The following is a 17,586-nucleotide window of genomic DNA, read 5'->3' as shown; positions in this document are numbered from 1 at the left end:
TTACAACTCCCCTTTTATAGGTATTTGTATTTTCACTTTAGTTCCAACCTTCTTTTCACTTTCCACATATAATTTACCTTCATTTTCCTTTATTAGCCTATAACTAGTAAATAATCCTAATCCACTACCCTTTTCCTTTGTGGTGAAGAAGGGCTCAAATATACGTTCTAAATGTTTTTTCTCTATGCCACAACCATTATCAGAAATGATTATATTAACATTTCCTTCTTCCTCATAAGCTTCCATATGGATAATAGGCTTTTGTACATCCTTTAAGGATTCTAAACTATTTAGCAATAGGTTTATTATTATCTGTCTAAATTCCTCCTTATGAAAATAAATATATATGTTGTCTTTCACATTTATCTTTAGATCTACCTTCATCTTTCTTATGAAAACTTTGAAAAAGATTATAGTATTATCCATTTCTTCTTTTAGTAAAAAATATTTCTTTTGTATAATTTTGGGTTTTGAATAATTTAATAAACTTGTTATGAGTTTATCTAGCCTTTCTATTTCTAAGGGCACATCCTTACTGATTCTTTTTCTAAATTCTTCGTTTTCATATTTATATGGAATCATATCCACATATGCTTTTATTGCCGTTAGTGGATTTCTTATTTCATGGGCTATGGACGCTACCATTCTTCCTAAGGCCTCTAATTTATCCTTTATCATAATTTCCTTTCTTAATATACGTTCCTTCGTTATATCCTTAAAAGTTACTGTAACTCCCATAGTATCCTCTTTAATATAATTTATTGGATATATATTATATTGAATTATCATATCCTTTTCTTCCATACATATGTTTTTTTCTAAATTAACTATTTCCTTTTCTCCCTCTAATACTTTCCTTATTTTCTCTATGGGAAAATAATCTTTTATTATGGTATCATGGATTTTTTTATACATCAGATTACTTTTAGATATACGAAGTACGGATAGGGCCCTTTTATTAACAAGGGTTATATACTCATCCTTATCTAGAGTTATGAGACCACTAAATATACTATCTAATATTTGTTCTTTAAATATGGACTCCTTTTGTAATTCTTGAGTTCTTAAATTCACTTCACTTTTTAATACATAATTCCATCTATAAAAATTAAATACCAATATTAAAGAGAGTATTATTCCTGCTAGTAATCCATAAATTATTTTTTTTACAATTTCATAGGACAAATTAATTCTCTCTCCAAACCATTTCTTATAGATTTTATCATAGGTTCCATTTAACTTAATTCTCCTAAGGCCTTCATTAAATATGCTTATTATTTCTTTATTTCCCTTTTTAACAGCTATACAATAATTTTTAGGATCTATTTCTTCCCCTACCATTTTTATGTATTTTCTATAATTGCTCTTTTGTATATTGTAAAGACCCGTTAATCTATTTCCTATGTATACATCCACTTCCTTTGTAATAAGGGCCTTTAAAGCCCTTTCCTGATTTTCAAATTCTATTATATTTACATTTTCTATTCCATTTAATAAATCAATTGCAATATCATTTTTCTGGATAGCAACCCTCTGTCCCCTTAAATCTTGTAAATGAACTATATAAGTATTATCCACATTTACAAACATTATTTGAGAAGACCTTAGATAGGGATTGGAAAAATCGTATGACAAATTTCTATCTTCCGAATATTTCATGCCTTCTATAGCATGGATTTTATTAGAGTTTAAATTAACCATAGTCTTAAACCAAGGCTCTAGTTTAACCTCCACATCTAATCCCATTTCTATGGCTATGGCCCTAATCAAATCCACATTAAAGCCCTTGAATACACCATTTTTATCCACATACTCAAAGGGTGGAAAGTTATTATCTCCCCCTATTACTATGGTTTTAGATTTTATTTCCTCTGAATAGACCACACTGTTTGTACAAATTAATATTAAGAACATAAGTATAATCTTTTTTATAATCCCCACCTCCTATTCTTATATTATAAAATAAAATCCCACCATATTTAGTGAGATTTTACAAATTTTTCTATATTGTCCACATGTTTTTGTTCTTCATCTATTATCATTTCTAAAACCTTATAGAGGCATTTTTCTGAGTCATTCACACTAGTTACAAGCCTTCCCTTTATATCTATCAAAAATGCCACATTTTTCTTCTCAAAATCTATGGCAAAGTTTAATAGTTCTTCCTTTGTACCTACATTTGGAACAATTATGTTTCCTTTAAATTTATTAAGTAAAAAGGATGCTTTATCATACAAATGAAAATCAATAGATTCTTCATCTTTACATTTCTTTTTCAAATCATTATAGTATTCTATGTGTCTTACCTCTTCCCTTACGAGTACATTAACTATAGTACGCATGTATATATCTTCACCATATTTTTTTCCCATTTCCTCATACATTTCTTTAGCCATTTCTTCTATTAAAATAATTTTATCTAATAAATCTATCACTGTGTATGCCATTTTTTCCTTTACCTCTTTCCAAAGAATTATTACACTTACTGCCTATAAATAGAATAAATCACACATTATAGTATATGTTATTTTTTATTTTTTGTATATGAATTTAATTTATCCGTATGAGGCATTAAACTCTCCCAGGAATATTCTCCTTTATTATTAGTCTTTTCTTGTATTTTAAGTAAATCTTCTTTTTCATCCCTTTTAATAGATGTATTATTCCTTATTTCAATTAAATTAGTATTTATTTTTCCCAATTCCTTTAAAATTTCTTGTAACAATAATTTCTCACTCATGAAATTCCTCCTATACATTATTATTCACCATATAATCAAATTAAATATATTTATATTCTATGATTTAAACTTATTCACTGTTATTTCTTTATATAAATATATATATATTTATGAACTAATAATTTAAAGAAGGCTAAAAATATTTTAAAATGAGAAAATATAAAAATAGCTCATAAATTAGAAGAAGAGATAATAAATCCTAATTAAGACTTATCATCTCTTTTGGCCATATATTAAATTTGGTATAAGCATTATTAAAGCAATGAACCCAAAGGTACATATAATTTCAAAGGAAAATATTTCAAACTCATATTTTTTCTCTATCCCCATTTATTAAAAGTTTTATCCCTTCTTTACTTGGTAAAAATAGATTTCTAATATTTAAAACATCATTTATATGAACCCATTTATAATTCTTAAATTCCCTTAAATCTATATTTATTTCCCCTTTAAACCTTTCACATAAATAAATAGTTGGAGACACTTTTCTCTCCACACCCTTTACCATGGCTTTAGAATATACTTTTCCTAAATATTTCAATTCCAATGAATCTATGCCAAACTCTTCTTTTAACTCCCTTTTGGCACATCCTTCTAAGGTCTCATTTTTTTCTTGCTTTCCTCCTGCCAATGACCATCCTTGATCATCACATCTTTCACCTAACAATATATAGTTATCTTTCTTTACTACTACCCCTGTGCATCCCTGTAAATATTCATCCATTTTCATAATCCACCTCTTAAATCCTATCTATGGTTTATATGGTTAAACCCTTGATCAAATACATTCTTTACGTGATCATCATCTAATGAATAATATACCATCTTCCCCTCTTTTCTGTATTTAACTAATCTTGCCTGCTTTAATACTCTAAGCTGATGAGATATGGCCGATTGCTTCATATCAAGTAGTGCAGCTATATCACATACGCACATTTCCGAATTCATTAAGGCACATAATATTTTTATCCTTGTCCCATCGCCAAAAACTTTGAAAAACTCTGCTAAGTCATATAGTTTTTCTTCTTCTGGCATATGCCTTCTTATTTCATTTACCACATCTTCATGTATTATATTACAATTACAAATCATCCTATCTTTTTCCATAAAATCCTCCTATTATGGTCCATATATAAATATAATACCAAAAATTCACATAAATATTTAGTATAAATTAATTCTTGAAGATAAATGGGTATATGATGTAAAATTATATTATGATATGTTTAATAGGGGAGATAAAAAAATGCTAAAAAATTATATGGAATATATTGTTGATAACTTATTACAAAAGACACTAAATGAATATCCATTTATATGTACTTGTTCCATGTGCAAAACTGATATTAAGGCCATAGCTTTAAATAATCTAAAACCCATGTATGTGGCTACGGCTGATGGAGAATCCTATTTAAAGGCAAATAGTTTAGATAGGCAATTCCTATCTGATGTGGTGGCTGAAATAGCAAAGGCCATAGAAATTGTTTCTTCTAAACCTAGACATGATCTTTAAGAGGGTGTATATTACACCCTCTTTTATGTTGTGAATTTTTACCTCTAAAAGTATATAAAATTTTTTCATATTTATGAGCATAATATAATATGACACTTAATACTCTATGAAAGGAGGTACCTATGGTTAAAAAATTCATTTCATATTATAGACCCTATACCCATCTTCTAATTTTAGATTTATCTGCTTCCTTAATAGTTAGTTTGGTAAATTTAGCTTTTCCTGCCTATTCAAGAAAAATAATTAACAATATAATTCCTAATAATGAAATAGACAAACTATTTAATATTTCCCTTTTAATGATTGGTTTATTCATTTTAAAGGGTCTATGTAATTATATAATAAATTATTGGGGCCATGTGCTAGGAGTTAGGATAGAACATGACATGAGAAGGGATTTATTTAAACATCTTCAGAGTTTATCCTTTAAGTATTATGACAATAACAAAATAGGTCACTTAATGTGTCGAATAGTAAATGATTTACATGATGTTGCAGAACTGGCCCATCACGGTCCTGAAGATTTATTTTTATCTTCCCTTATGATAATAGGTTCCTTCATCATATTGATTAATATAAATGTATTTTTAACATTAGTAGTATTTTCCTTCATTCCCATACTTCTCATATACGCCATAAATAAACGTAAAAAAATGTCTCGTGCCTTCAAAAGGGAGAAAAAGGAAATTGCCAAGGTAAATGCTCAAGTACAGGACTCCCTATTAGGCATAAGAGTTTCCACATCCTTTAATAATCAATTATACGAAATGAAAAAATTCAACAAGGAAAATCTAGAATTCAAAAAAGCTAGGGAGAAGAGTTTTTCATCTATGGCCACCCTAATGGGAGGAATATTTTTTCTAATAAATATTTTAAGGGTAGTAGTTTTAGTTTTAGGTGGATATTTAGTTATGATAGGTACCATAAGCCATGGAGATTTAGTGGCTTATCTACTATATACAGGTTTCTTTATTCAACCCATAAGGCGAATTAGTCAATTTACTCAGCAGTATGAATCGGCCATGGCTGGATTTCATAGATTCCATGAGCTTATGAGTATAAAATCACATATTAAAGACCATGAACATGCCCTTCCCTTAGAAAAATGTCATGGACATATAGAATTTAAAAATGCATCTTTTTCCTATGATGAAGAAAATTATGTATTAAAGGGAATAAACTTAAAAGTAAACAAAGGAGAAACTTTAGCCATTGTGGGACCATCGGGGGTAGGGAAAACAACCCTTTGTAATTTAATACCAAGATTTTACGAACTTAGTCATGGGGATATTTTAATAGATAATAATAGTTTGAAAAACTACACCTTAAATTCATTAAGATCCCATATAGGTATAGTTGACCAAGATATTTTTTTATTCACTTCAACTATTTATGAAAACATACACTATGGAAATTTAAATAGCTCCTATGAAGATGTGATTCAAGCTGCAAAACTTGCTAATATTCACGACTACATTATTTCCCTTGATAGGGGTTATGACACTTACATAGGTGAAGGTGGTATTCAGTTATCAGGAGGGCAAAGACAAAGAATCGCCATTGCTAGGGTATTTCTAAAAAACCCTTCTATCCTAATACTTGATGAGGCCACATCTTCCTTGGATTCTGAAAACCAATCTATACTTGAAAATTCACTAAAAGAGCTATCTTCTGGAAAAACAACCCTCATAATAGCCCACAGACTATCGACCATAAAAAATGCCCATAGGATAGTAGTTCTCAATAATAATCAAGTGGAAGAAATAGGTACTCACCATGAACTTATTAACAATAATGGCCTTTATAAAAACTTATATGACCTGGAGTTTAAAAGCCCAGAAATTTTATAAAATAAAAAGACAAAAATGAATTTTAAAATCCACTTTTGTCTTCACATATTCTTTCAAATTCACAGTACTTACAGTATTTTTCATAGATACTTTTATCAAATAGCCCTTGAAAATCATATTCCTTTATCCTATCTATTATATTTTTTATACTCTTATGATTTTCTTCATGTTTAAACTCATCATAATCTATTTGGATTAATTGATCTTCATATTGGGGATTGAAATAAATCATTTTTAGATTAGAAAATTCTATAGTTTTTCCTAGCAATTTTAGATTTTCCATTAATACATACATATAAACTATTGTTTGCATTCTCTTTTCTAAATCCCTATATATGGGCTTTCTACTTTCCGTTTTAAAATCCCATATTTCTATGGTATCTTCCTTTAATATTATTAAATCATAATTGGCTTGTAATCTCACCTCATCCATTGCCATTCTTATGGTATATTCACTTAAATAGGTATGGTCTTTATTTATAGGTATAGTTTTCTTTAAACTTTTCATCCAACCTTCTAATTTATCTTTATCCTTTGTATCTTCTCCCATACTAGTATCTATACCTATAAAATATCTGTTACATAATAAATGAAAATTTAGTCCCGTTTCTATATTTTCATAATAGCCCTCTTCATCCTTTTTAAAGTTAATATTGTCCATATACTTTAACTTGAACTTTAAGGGACATTGTTTAAATGTATTTAGAGAGTTTTGACTATGATGAAAATCTTCTAAAGTTCTTATATCTAGCATGACTCTTCCTCCTTAATCACATAATCCCTTAAAATATTAAAATATTCACTACTAACCTGTTTTTTATTTATTTTAGAATTCAATCTATTACTCATTATTATTAAATGCTCTTTAGCTCGAGTTATTCCCACATAAAGTAATCTTATTCTTTCATTTATCACATCTATCTTTGCATTTATACTATAGTTCCCTTCAATTCTCTTCCCAATTAATTTATCCACTAGGGAATTTAACACAGCATTAGGATTAGCATAGGTACTTTTAAGATACCAGCATTCTGATCTTATGCTATCTGTAAATCTAGAGGGAAAGTTGTATTTAGTTAAATTAAGTAAAAAAACCAGATCCCACTCAAGGCCCTTTGATTTATGATAAGTACATATGGTGACCTTGTCTTTCCTAGGTTCATATCCAATTATATCTGAAACAACTTCAACCATAGACAAAAATACCCTCTTATTATCTTTTAAATTTTGGCCTATATCTCCTAGGGTAGCTTTCTTATTTATCATTGTAAAAACCTGTATATATGATATAATACTTTCAATTAAGGAACTTTCTTCTACTTTCAAGTTAAATATGTCTATGATTTTAATTAATATGTTTTCATAGGATAAGTCCCTTATATTTAAAATATCTAATATAATATTCCTACTTTCCCCATCTATTTCTTCTAATATGGAATGTATATCTAAACTTTCTAAAGACTCCCATCCTTCTGTCTCCATTAGACTAAGTAAATGTATTAGGTTCCTTTTATCATAGGGCCTATCTATGAAATTAATAACCCCTATTGCTAAATTAACAACCTTAAATTTTTCTTCAGACATGGATGATAAGTCTTCATATTCTATTCCTTCCCTTTTAAGTAATTCTCCTAACTTTTTAACTGCATCATTACTTGGTAATAAAACTCCTATGGATTTATTATCATTTTTCTTTTTAAAGGCCTTTATCAATTTTAATGTCTTTATTATTTCACTTTTATCACTTTCTAACTCATAGGCATGGACTCCATATTTTTCAGTGATGGGATTTTCTCCCCAGGGTCCCTTATTTACCGTCTTTATTCTTTGATCTATTAGGGCATGTCTACATTCACTCGTAGGATGTTCATTGGTCACATAGTCCACCAGGTAGTTTGCCACACCTATAACATCCTTTGAACTACGAGAAGCCCTATCCATCAAGTAAGATTTAGATGCCTCATCCATAAATTCTTTAAATAGTTTTGGTTCTGATGCAGAGAAGGTTCCATTTATACTTTGGTTTAAATCTCCCACCCGAACTAAGTTATCATTATCCTTTGATAATAATTTTAGTAGTTTACATTGAATGAGATTAGAATCTTGACATTCGTCTTCAAATATATAAGTATACTTTTTCTGAAACTTTTTCCTAGCATCCCTATCCTTCTTTATGATCTTATAAGCCATATTTAAAATATCATCATAGTCTATAAATCCATGTACCTTCAAACTCTTATCATATTCTTCATATATTATTCCTAGGGCCTTAAGTAATGGATCATAATTTCCAACTATCTTTTCATTAAAGTCCCTTGGTTTCATATCCATTAATTTTAACTTGGATATGATTCCACCACTTATATTGATAAACTCACCTTTCCATCTATCATATTGAACTTGATTCTTTGGACTTTTCAAAAGGCTTTTAAAAATAGTCTCACCCTGGTTTTTTAACCATTTGTTTAAGGCCTCATTAATGAAAAATTTCTTTTTATCTTCGTCTAATATTTCAAAATCCTCATTTACTCCCACCACATCTGGTTTTTCCCTAAGTATCTTATAGGCCAAGGAATGGATAGTCATAACTTCAAAGTCCCTTTTAGTTCCCACATTTTTTTCTTTTAAAATACTTCCTATTCTATTTTTAAAATTAGTTACAGCACTATTCATATAAGTAACTATGAGGACTTTCCCAGGCAAATGTTTCTTTTCTTCTATGAGCTTTGCCACTAAATTTGCCACTATGAAAGTCTTTCCAGCTCCTGGAACCGCCCCAACGGCCATGGTCCCCCCATCATATTCCATTATACTTCTTTGATCTTCCCTATAATTCATAATTATCACCAAACTTTTCTAAAGGATCTAATAACATATCATACATGACATTATTTTGTTCATATCCCCTTTTAGAATACTCACTTGAAAAAAAGTACACCTTATCTGTGCAGGCCCTTAATAAGGTACTCACATTGTATAATATAATTTGTCTTTGAAGTATATTTTCCAACTCTTCCGTATAGGTAGTATATTTGTCCTTATCCACCTTAAACACATGGGGATTTGATAATTCCTTTTTAGTTCTCATACTCCATGTACTGCTGCTTATATCTACCCATATTTGGATTTTATTATTTAAATTGGAATTTATATATGTATCTGGAGTCATTATAAACAGAGTATCTTTATTGTCTTTTAATTGTCTAAAGTCATTTATTTTATTTAATTTTATTTTTTCATCAATTAGTATATTTAAAAGTTTTTCCTCTGGATACTTTATTTTATTGAAATCCTCCATTATATCCATAAAGTTTGAACTAGTATCTATTATATTTTTCACAATACCAGCCTTTTTTTCCCCATCCTTCATTTTTAATATTTTATCTATATATACTTTCTCCATTAATTTATCTATTCTGTTATTTTCCTTAATCATCTCTTCCATATATGATTTTAACCCACGGTACTCATCCATAGGAAAATCCACATTAAAAAATCCCCTTTCATAGGCTTCATCCCCTAGCCTAGAGGCATCTAACATATTTAAATGAAAATAATTTATAAAAAACTTTTTATAATCATCCCTATTAAAGTTTATTCTTTTAAAATCTTTACATAGACCACACAAGAATATAAGGGAGTGCATATGCTCATCTTTACTTATTCTATCAGAATTAACAAAGGTAACTATATTAGTATTTTCAAACTTTTTCCTTATATTGTACTCTAGAATTTCATCCTTAATAGGTGTGATTATTACCACATCATTGCCCTTATACCCCTCATCAAATAATCTTTCTATCCTATGACAAATTCCTTCTATCATCTGCCCCCTAAGTATATGATTATTATCTATTTTCACAGAAGGATTACTTTTAATAGATAACTTTCCCTTCATATGATAATCTACAAATGACTCTACAAAATCTCCTACTAGGTTTTTCTCCCTTTCACAGGGTAAGTTTATAGTTTCAAATGAATTGTTTATATAATCTAGTAAATCTTTAGTATACTCCCTATTAAACTTCATATTGCCAAATAAATATAATCCCTTAGGTTCTATTTTGTTTACAAGGTTTAATATGGCCTTATTGCTTTTTTCAAAATCATCTACCATAACATAATCAAATCTACTTTCTAAGTTTTTTAAATACGCTTCATCCTTAATTAAAAATTCATTATATAAGTACACACTTAAAGCATAATCTATAGTTCCCTTTTGAATTAAACTACTTATATATTGATTAATTACAGTATTTATTTCATCATAGGTGTTTTTCTCAAGGGTATTAGCTAGGTCCAATGAATAAAATAGTTTTTCCCCTATCTTTTCAAAATCCACAAGATTTTCTGCACAAATATTAATATTGCTTATGAGAGTCCTTGCTACTTTCTCCGATGATGATGTAATATCTAATAACATATTCTTTTTATTCCTATAATGATTAACTAAAAGCTTCATCATGTAATAACTCAAATCATAGGACATGAATTTAGGCTTAATTATCCTTTTATTAATCCTATGACAATTTTTTAAAACTATAGGCCAATATATGTTTAATTCATTTTTAATGAAAGAATAATAGGTTTGCCCATTTATTTTGTTAATACTAGGGAATACTAATTTTTCTCTCCAATTTAACCCTGCCATAGCTCCAAAGTATATGACCAATATTTTATCACTACTAATATTTTCTTCTATTAACTTTTTATATAGCCTTATGGCCCCACTAGTCTTTCCACTATTCCTTTCCCCATCTATTAAAAATTTTCCCGGGAAATTTTGAAATATCCTGTCTATTTTAATCACCCCATCACTATAGGTTTCATATTTATTCATACTTTATATATTTCTACAACTAAAATTTATTATCCTTTTTTTAGAGTTTTACCTTATTTATAGATTTCTTGATTTTAAATTTGTTTTATACAGTAACTTGCCTACAAGGGAAAATATATTGAAAATTTTTGGAATTGAGGAACGTCACAACATCCTATGCTGCTTGAACATGACTCATAAACCTATCTACGAAGATTCACACTTTCGCTTGTGACAAGGACTTCAATGGAAAAATTTTTCAATATATTTTCCTGAAGTAGGCTCACATAAAACTAGTTTACACATAATAAATCTATACATACCTTAAAGTAGATTTAAAAGACAGTAGATAATATCTACTGTCTCTGAATTTATACCTTATTCATGATTACTTCTGTAGCTGTTTTTTCATCCATAATAATATGTGTGACAAATCCAGTTCTCAATACACCAATAATTGCATCTACACTCGCATTTATGCAAATGGCAATAACTTTTTTAGCCCTACTTAATTTTTCTAAAGAAATATGCATCACATGATCATCTTTACTTTTTATAATTTTCCCATCTTTATTAAAGTAATAAGACAAAAATACACCAACAGCCTTTTCCTGTATTAATTTTTTACCAAACCTACTGGCAGTTGCCTGATCAGGTACAGATGGAAAATTTCCCACTGCCATAATAACTATATCTAGACTATCCCATTGTTCATCTATACTTCTAAAGTTTTCTGTTTGTAAATATATGTCCTTTTCTTCCTTTGTAGTTGGAAAGGCTGGTGCATATATGAAAGATGGTTTTAATCCTGTACTATTTGAAAAAATCCTAACTAGATCATTAGGATGATAACTTTTATTAGGAATATTTGCCGTTCCAATTAAAGGGCATATTTCTCCTTCATATCTGGAAGCATCTTCTATTTTTTCTAGTCCATCAACCAATGCTCCTATAGTATATCCCCATCCTAAACCTACTGATTTTGTTTCTGCAAGCATGTCCTTTATATATTGAATAGAATGATTAAGTACAGTTTGTTTCGTAATATATTCAGTCTTACCTTGAGGAACTATGACTCCTCCCTTTATATTAAACACGTTTCTAATTTGGCCCATAATTAAATCATTACTTGAAAATAATGACCTTATCTCAATCTTCACAATACCAAGTTCTTTTGCTCTACTAAGCATTTTGCTTACAAGGGGCCTTGATACTTGAATTTTTCTTCCTATCTCTGCTTGTGTCATATTATCTTCATAATACATTTTTGAGACTTCTACCAATTTTGCTACCTCATTTATATCAGACACTATTATCACCTCTCTTTTAACTTTGAATAATCTTTGAAAAATACTATTATTAATCTGCCTTCTTCCCCATTTATAAACATTACACGTTTACATTATCTTACGTCATAACATTTGTCAAGCCTACAAAACAAAAGAAGTCTTCTTAAAATTACGAAGACTTCTTTCTTTACCTATAAAATCATTATGTATTTCCCGCCTAGCACTCCTCCATTAATTCCATAAGTAAATTATCCTTAATAATAAATGCTATTCTTAAATTTTCTTCAGCCATGAAAGGTTCCACAACCACGTCATTCTCTTTTAGATAAGTATCTAAGTTATTTACTTTAAATGCCACATGGGGATTTTTTTGCATTACCTCAGGTAGTGGAGTATCCTCTTCGAATCTCAAATACTCAAATTTAAACTCACTAGCTTCAGGATCTGTAATATAAACCTTTAAATCTTCTGCATAATTTTCATTTTCTTGCACCTTATCCGTAACAACACCAATATGCATAAATTCCATATAAATACCACTCCTTTTCACATAAACTCTAAATTTGGCTATTTTCAGTTTTAATAGATTCTTCATATTTAGTTCTAAGAACTACAGTAACATATCCATAAATTAACCCTAATGCACAATAAACTAATTCAGTAAACATTCCATTGCTAAAAGTGGCTCCTTTAACATAGCTCATAAATCCAAAGAATACACCTGCTCCCACAAAGACTCCTGGAATATAGTCAAACCAAGGTACTCTCTCTAAACATATGGTTGGAAGAACCATTAAAAATACTGCTATAGGAAAACTTAAAAATCCAATTCCCATTCCTATTAAATTTCCACCTAAAACCATAATCCCAATTGATACAACAATACCGCTGAAGTATCCTAAAAATACCTTTATTCCTCCAGTAACATTACACCCTGCCATAAAGTACATGGCCCAAGCTTGAAAAGCAATCCAACCAAAACCACTATTTCCTGCTGGTGGCATAAAGGGACTTAACAATTGATCCACAATCTGAATGGTAAATGCCAATATGGCTATGATAATTGGAATAACTATAAACTTACTAAATTTCACAGCTTAATCCCCCTTAGCTATCATATTATTAAGTTAATTATATTTGCCTTTTTAAATCCTCATATAATTTAAAAGCTTTTTCCACAGAAAATCCTTCATGAACTACAGATCTTACTGCTTTTATCATGGCCTTAGGATTCTCTGCCTGGAATACGTTTCTGCCCATATCTACCCCAGCTGCTCCTTGCTGTATAGCTCTATAGGTTATTTCTAGAGCTTTCTTTTCCGATACTTTTTTACCTCCAGCTATTACTATAGGTACTGGACATGCAGCTGTTATTTTTTCAAAGTCGTCACAATAATAAGTTTTTACTATACTTGCTCCAAATTCAGCAAGCATTCTAGTAGCTAATAAAAAGTACTTAGGCGTCCTTTCCATTTCTTTTCCTACAGCAACGACACCTAAAACTGGTATGCCATAACGGTTTCCCACATCTACTGCCTTTACAATATTATTAATTGATTCACACTCGCCACTTGCTCCTATGAAAGATTGAATAGCTAGGCATGTGGCATTCATTCTAATGGCATCATCAATATGAACACCTATTACTTCATGACTCATATCATCTTTTAATACAGAACTTCCAGCTGAACATCTAAGGGCAATAGCCTTATTATGATCTGGCATAATACATGATCTTAGGGCTCCCCTAGTTGCCATAAGACAATCAGCATCTTCCATAAGGGGTGGAATTGATAAATCAAGTCTCTCAAGACCTGCTGTGGAACCCATGATGTACCCATGATCAAAGGCCAACATGAGGGTTCTTCCCGTTTTAGGATTAAATATTTTAGATAATCTATTTTTCATTCCCCAATCAACATGATCCATTCCCTTTACATGAAAAGTTTGCTTTGGAGGTTTTATATCTATTCCATAATCCTTTGCTAATTTCATTCCGTCTTTATCCGCCATATGATCTCCTCCAATCTATTTCTTAAAATAAGGTGTATTACATGGTTCATTCCAATATTCTAATAATTCATCATCCATTCTGGCAATAAACATTTGAAATCCACCAGCTTCTTGAACAGTAAGGATTTCATCCACAAGGCTAGCAACAACCTCAATTCCTTTACTTTCAAGATATTTATGACATTTTCTATAAACGATCAATTGCTCCATTAATGTAGTTGCTCCTGATCCATTTATAATAACCATTAATTTTTCTCCAGATTTTATATTTAAATCCTTAAGTAATGCATCCATCATTATTTCAGCCGTTTCATCAGCACTCTTCATTTTAGTACGGCCACCGCCACCTTCGCCATGTTGACCCATACCGATTTCCATTTCATCGTCACCTAATTGAGATATCTTCATACCTGTGGCAGGATGAGTAGCTCCTGAGCAAGCTACGGCTATTGTAGCCATATTATCTGCAAATCTTTGTGCAATAGTAGCTACCTCTTCTAAAGATTTTCCCTTTTTAGATGCTCCTGCTGCAATTTTATAAAGGGGTACACAACCAACTAATCCTCTTCTATCATCTCCATTTTCTCTTGGAGCATTTGAAATATCTTCTTGAGTTACAACTTTTACTACATTTAATCCTTCTTTTTTAGCTTTTTTCATAGTAAGATTTCCAGTTAGCATATCACCTGCGTGATTTAAAACTACAAACAATACACCTTTTCCTTTTTCTGCCATCTTAATTGCTTCAATGCATCCACCTGGACCAGGTGCCGCAAAAATGTCTCCAGGTACAGAAATATCCACCATTCCATCTCCTACAAAACCACTTAAAGCTGGTTCATGACCTGTACCACCTAAAGTTACAATTGTAACCCTATCTGCTTCTTCAAGCTTTTTGTTAACTACTAAATTTGTATCTGTCAATGTGATTGTGTTTGGATTAGATAAGGCTAATCCCTCAAGAAGTTCCCTTGTTAAATTTTCAGCATCGTTAATAAATTTTTTCATTACCATAATTCATGTCCCCCTTTTTTATTTTTCTTTTATTTTGCACCTTCATACAAACCTTTGAAAAACAATGAAATAGATACTGCACCTGGGTCTTTATGTCCTATACTTCTGTCTCCCACATTCTTAGCTCTTCCAAATTTAGCTATATAATTTTTAGTATTTTCAGCCCCTTCTTCTGCTGCTTTAGCGCCAGCTTCAATAATTTCCACTAATCCTCCTTGGCTATTTACAATAGCATCTACAGCTGGATAAAAGGCATCTACCAGTGTTTTATCTCCTAATTTTGCTTTTGATATTATTTTAAAAGCTTCCTTTGATTCTTTAAACATATTTTTAACTTCTTGGGTACTTAGAGATTCTTTCTCTTCTATGCCTTCTCCCATTCCTTCAAAAATAGTTCCATAGAGAGGACCTGCAGAACCTCCGTTTACATTCATAAGATCCATACTCAAATCTTCATTTATTTTCTTTATGAAATCATTTTCCTCATGATTATAAATTCTATTTTCTATACAAGATGCAATGCGACCCATAGTTACTCCATGATCTCCATCCCCTGCAATACTATCTAATTCACACAAATATTTTGTATTTGATTTAAGTAAGTCTACACATGATAATAACATCTTCTTCCACAATTTCATATCCAACACGCCATAGCCCCCCCTTTACATTTGTTATGTATATAATAACATATGTTATTGCTTTTGTTAATATGTATTTTATTTTTTTATCCCAAAGATTATACACAATATATATTTATACGATTTTCACTTCCCTTATCTCTAACAGTAAAAAAACTCTAGTTTTTATACTAGAGTTTTTTAACGAGCTTAATTTCTTAATATGCTGCACTACATAAAATTTTTTAACTATATTCAAAAAAAGAACTCTTATCCATTAATAGATAAGAGCCAAATATACGCATAACTTTTTAGAGGTTTTTACATTAATTCCATGTAAAGTTTTAAGTACATACTAAATTTATTATCCAACTAGTTTTTCACCTAGTTCTACACATTGTTGTTCTCCATCACTATCTGGAGTTAAATGAACTATTAATCCATCACCAACTAAATCAGCACCATAATCACTCATTCTTTCTTCCCATTCTCTCATCCATTGACCGTCACCCCAGTCATAAGAACCAAATAGAGCTAACTTCTTACCACCTAAACTTACGTCTTTAAGACTTTCTACAAAAGGTTCCATACTATATTCTTCTAATACTTCTGCTCCCATGGAAGGACAACCTAATGCTACAAAATCAGCATTTTCTACCATGCTTACATCTGCATCGTCAACACTTACTAAGTTTACTTCTACACCTTTATTTTTAACTCCCTCACAAATTGATTGAGCCATAGCTTCTGTATTTCCTGTTCCACTCCAATATATTATAACTGCTTTTTTCATGAATTCTCTCTCCTTTTCTGATAATGATTATCAATCGCACTTATAATTTACCATATTATTTATTATTTGTAAATAGTTAAATTGGAATTTTTTGATGATTAATTTGAAATAATATTTGTTGACATTATTTATAATTTATTTTAAAATATTATTTGTAGGTACAATCTTTTGGGGCCATAGTTCAATGGGAGAATAGTAGACTGGCAGTCTATTGATACGGGTTCGACTCCCGTTGGCTCCACCAATAGAAAAAACTCTAGTTTTTATACTAGAGTTTTTTTGCTATTTAAACTATACACGTGGGCCAGCGTATATAGAGAGTAGTTTATCATTTTCTATACCTGCATAAATTACACAAGACCTGTCCACAATATATTAACATCCATAAAATTTTAGATATTTTTCAATATTTGATTGTATATATTCAGCACTATGATTACCAGCAAATATATAATTTTGAGAATTTATCCCTTTTTCTTTCAATATTTTATGTAAAATTGAGCAGCCTTCATAAAATCTACCTTCATCCTTATCTCCCGCATCAAGATAGACATGAATATGAGAAGAAATATTATTATTTCTTGCAATATATATTGGATCATATTTTTCCCATACATGTATATCTTTATAATATGCCTTGTCTTCATCATCAAGTTCCAGTTCTAAAGCAGGCATATGCCCTCCTACTTTTGAAAACATATGCTGATGTCGAAATGTATTGTGAAAAGCTACATATCCTCCAGCAGATATTCCTCCTATATATCTTCCTTTTCTATCTTTTATAGTATTAAAAGTGGATTGTCAACACTTTTTAGGACACTTTTTTATCGGACATCATTAATCTATATTCTACAGGGGTTAGGTAATCTAACGACCCATGTATCCTGTGGTTATTATACCAATTTACGTAATCAAACAATTCGTATTCTAATTGT

General features: G+C 30.2%; 18 protein-coding genes, 1 tRNA gene and 1 pseudogene. 3 read left to right on the top strand and 17 right to left on the bottom strand.

Translation table 11 applies throughout. From position 1 onward, the window contains the following. The 5 genes from N4A57_RS16245 to N4A57_RS16225 form a co-directional block, all read right to left on the bottom strand. On the bottom strand, positions 1-1,914 hold the full coding sequence (locus N4A57_RS16245) for a transporter substrate-binding domain-containing protein (RefSeq protein ID WP_293659101.1): 1,914 nt from the start codon (positions 1,912-1,914) through the stop codon (positions 1-3). A gap of 65 nt (positions 1,915-1,979) precedes the next feature. Next, a complete protein-coding gene (locus N4A57_RS16240) occupies positions 1,980-2,447 on the bottom strand; it encodes a hypothetical protein (RefSeq protein WP_293659099.1) in 468 nt (155 codons plus the stop codon). Positions 2,448-2,524: 77 nt separating this feature from the next. After that, on the bottom strand, positions 2,525-2,740 hold the full coding sequence (locus tag N4A57_RS16235) for a hypothetical protein (protein ID WP_293659098.1): 216 nt from the start codon (positions 2,738-2,740) through the stop codon (positions 2,525-2,527). A 307-nt stretch (positions 2,741-3,047) separates the two neighbouring features. Then, entirely contained in the window at positions 3,048-3,470 is a 423-nt protein-coding gene (locus tag N4A57_RS16230) for an NUDIX hydrolase (protein ID WP_293659096.1), read from the bottom strand. Positions 3,471-3,487: 17 nt separating this feature from the next. Continuing rightward, on the bottom strand, positions 3,488-3,847 hold the full coding sequence (locus N4A57_RS16225) for an ArsR/SmtB family transcription factor (RefSeq protein ID WP_293659095.1): 360 nt from the start codon (positions 3,845-3,847) through the stop codon (positions 3,488-3,490). 139 nt (positions 3,848-3,986) lie between these two features. On the opposite strand from N4A57_RS16225, the gene N4A57_RS16220 reads away from it, so the two are divergent. After that, positions 3,987-4,253, top strand: a complete 267-nt coding sequence (locus N4A57_RS16220) for a late competence development ComFB family protein (RefSeq protein WP_293659094.1) — start codon at positions 3,987-3,989, stop codon at positions 4,251-4,253. 122 nt (positions 4,254-4,375) lie between these two features. Then, positions 4,376-6,103 carry an ABC transporter ATP-binding protein gene (locus tag N4A57_RS16215; RefSeq protein ID WP_293659093.1) on the top strand — a complete coding sequence of 576 codons (1,728 nt, stop codon included), beginning with the start codon at positions 4,376-4,378 and terminating at the stop codon, positions 6,101-6,103. 22 nt (positions 6,104-6,125) lie between these two features. On the opposite strand, the gene N4A57_RS16210 is transcribed toward N4A57_RS16215, so the two are convergent. The 10 genes from N4A57_RS16210 to N4A57_RS16165 form a co-directional block, all read right to left on the bottom strand. After that, positions 6,126-6,857 carry a PD-(D/E)XK nuclease family protein gene (locus N4A57_RS16210; protein WP_293659092.1) on the bottom strand — a complete coding sequence of 244 codons (732 nt, stop codon included), beginning with the start codon at positions 6,855-6,857 and terminating at the stop codon, positions 6,126-6,128. Further along, positions 6,851-8,941: an ATP-dependent helicase gene (locus tag N4A57_RS16205; RefSeq protein WP_293659091.1), complete on the bottom strand. Its 2,091-nt coding sequence runs from the start codon at positions 8,939-8,941 to the stop codon at positions 6,851-6,853. The genes N4A57_RS16210 and N4A57_RS16205 overlap by 7 nt, the downstream gene beginning before the upstream one ends. Further along, positions 8,931-10,943: a UvrD-helicase domain-containing protein gene (locus N4A57_RS16200; protein ID WP_293659090.1), complete on the bottom strand. Its 2,013-nt coding sequence runs from the start codon at positions 10,941-10,943 to the stop codon at positions 8,931-8,933. The genes N4A57_RS16205 and N4A57_RS16200 overlap by 11 nt, the downstream gene beginning before the upstream one ends. 350 nt (positions 10,944-11,293) lie before the next feature. Then, positions 11,294-12,232: a sugar-binding transcriptional regulator gene (locus N4A57_RS16195; RefSeq protein WP_293659088.1), complete on the bottom strand. Its 939-nt coding sequence runs from the start codon at positions 12,230-12,232 to the stop codon at positions 11,294-11,296. A 196-nt stretch (positions 12,233-12,428) separates the two neighbouring features. Continuing rightward, positions 12,429-12,740: a hypothetical protein gene (locus N4A57_RS16190; RefSeq protein ID WP_293659086.1), complete on the bottom strand. Its 312-nt coding sequence runs from the start codon at positions 12,738-12,740 to the stop codon at positions 12,429-12,431. Between the two features lie 28 nt (positions 12,741-12,768). After that, positions 12,769-13,305 carry a DUF1097 domain-containing protein gene (locus N4A57_RS16185; protein ID WP_293659085.1) on the bottom strand — a complete coding sequence of 179 codons (537 nt, stop codon included), beginning with the start codon at positions 13,303-13,305 and terminating at the stop codon, positions 12,769-12,771. A gap of 37 nt (positions 13,306-13,342) precedes the next feature. After that, complete coding sequence (lsrF, locus tag N4A57_RS16180) at positions 13,343-14,224, bottom strand: 3-hydroxy-5-phosphonooxypentane-2,4-dione thiolase (RefSeq protein ID WP_293659084.1); 882 nt, start codon at positions 14,222-14,224, stop codon at positions 13,343-13,345. A gap of 15 nt (positions 14,225-14,239) precedes the next feature. Then, positions 14,240-15,238, bottom strand: coding sequence for a dihydroxyacetone kinase subunit DhaK (locus tag N4A57_RS16175; protein ID WP_293659083.1), 999 nt, complete (start codon positions 15,236-15,238; stop codon positions 14,240-14,242). A 29-nt stretch (positions 15,239-15,267) separates the two neighbouring features. Further along, complete coding sequence (gene dhaL, locus N4A57_RS16170; RefSeq protein ID WP_293659131.1) at positions 15,268-15,879, bottom strand: dihydroxyacetone kinase subunit DhaL; 612 nt, start codon at positions 15,877-15,879, stop codon at positions 15,268-15,270. Positions 15,880-16,222: 343 nt separating this feature from the next. After that, positions 16,223-16,651, bottom strand: a complete 429-nt coding sequence (locus N4A57_RS16165; protein ID WP_293659082.1) for a flavodoxin — start codon at positions 16,649-16,651, stop codon at positions 16,223-16,225. Positions 16,652-16,821: 170 nt separating this feature from the next. On the opposite strand from N4A57_RS16165, the gene N4A57_RS16160 reads away from it, so the two are divergent. Then, positions 16,822-16,895: transfer RNA gene (locus tag N4A57_RS16160), tRNA-Ala, on the top strand. Between the two features lie 131 nt (positions 16,896-17,026). Here the strand turns inward: N4A57_RS16160 and N4A57_RS16155 are convergent. Then, positions 17,027-17,437 (bottom strand): annotated as a pseudogene (locus N4A57_RS16155) (alpha/beta hydrolase); the annotation flags it as partial. A gap of 25 nt (positions 17,438-17,462) precedes the next feature. Further along, positions 17,463-17,586: IS3 family transposase (locus N4A57_RS16150; RefSeq protein WP_293658522.1), on the bottom strand; the 124-nt coding region annotated here is incomplete at its 5' end.

Origin of the sequence: Anaeromicrobium sp. (assembly GCF_025210435.1) — a bacterium.
Lineage (GTDB): Bacteria > Bacillota > Clostridia > Peptostreptococcales > Thermotaleaceae > Anaeromicrobium.
The sequence above is the reverse complement of the archived record's forward strand: the minus strand, read 5'-3'. Positions and strand labels throughout refer to the sequence as shown.

Coding starts and splice junctions, on each gene's coding strand:
- N4A57_RS16235 (WP_293659098.1), bottom strand. CDS start 2,740: ATGAGTGAGAAATTATTGTTACAAGAAATTTTAAAGGAATTGGGAAAA.
- dhaL (WP_293659131.1), bottom strand. CDS start 15,879: ATGAAATTGTGGAAGAAGATGTTATTATCATGTGTAGACTTACTTAAA.
- N4A57_RS16240 (WP_293659099.1), bottom strand. CDS start 2,447: ATGGCATACACAGTGATAGATTTATTAGATAAAATTATTTTAATAGAA.
- N4A57_RS16230 (WP_293659096.1), bottom strand. CDS start 3,470: ATGAAAATGGATGAATATTTACAGGGATGCACAGGGGTAGTAGTAAAG.
- N4A57_RS16210 (WP_293659092.1), bottom strand. CDS start 6,857: ATGCTAGATATAAGAACTTTAGAAGATTTTCATCATAGTCAAAACTCT.
- N4A57_RS16190 (WP_293659086.1), bottom strand. CDS start 12,740: ATGGAATTTATGCATATTGGTGTTGTTACGGATAAGGTGCAAGAAAAT.
- N4A57_RS16220 (WP_293659094.1), top strand. CDS start 3,987: ATGCTAAAAAATTATATGGAATATATTGTTGATAACTTATTACAAAAG.
- N4A57_RS16215 (WP_293659093.1), top strand. CDS start 4,376: ATGGTTAAAAAATTCATTTCATATTATAGACCCTATACCCATCTTCTA.
- N4A57_RS16200 (WP_293659090.1), bottom strand. CDS start 10,943: ATGAATAAATATGAAACCTATAGTGATGGGGTGATTAAAATAGACAGG.
- N4A57_RS16165 (WP_293659082.1), bottom strand. CDS start 16,651: ATGAAAAAAGCAGTTATAATATATTGGAGTGGAACAGGAAATACAGAA.
- N4A57_RS16245 (WP_293659101.1), bottom strand. CDS start 1,914: ATGTTCTTAATATTAATTTGTACAAACAGTGTGGTCTATTCAGAGGAA.
- N4A57_RS16175 (WP_293659083.1), bottom strand. CDS start 15,238: ATGGTAATGAAAAAATTTATTAACGATGCTGAAAATTTAACAAGGGAA.
- lsrF (WP_293659084.1), bottom strand. CDS start 14,224: ATGGCGGATAAAGACGGAATGAAATTAGCAAAGGATTATGGAATAGAT.
- N4A57_RS16225 (WP_293659095.1), bottom strand. CDS start 3,847: ATGGAAAAAGATAGGATGATTTGTAATTGTAATATAATACATGAAGAT.
- N4A57_RS16205 (WP_293659091.1), bottom strand. CDS start 8,941: ATGAATTATAGGGAAGATCAAAGAAGTATAATGGAATATGATGGGGGG.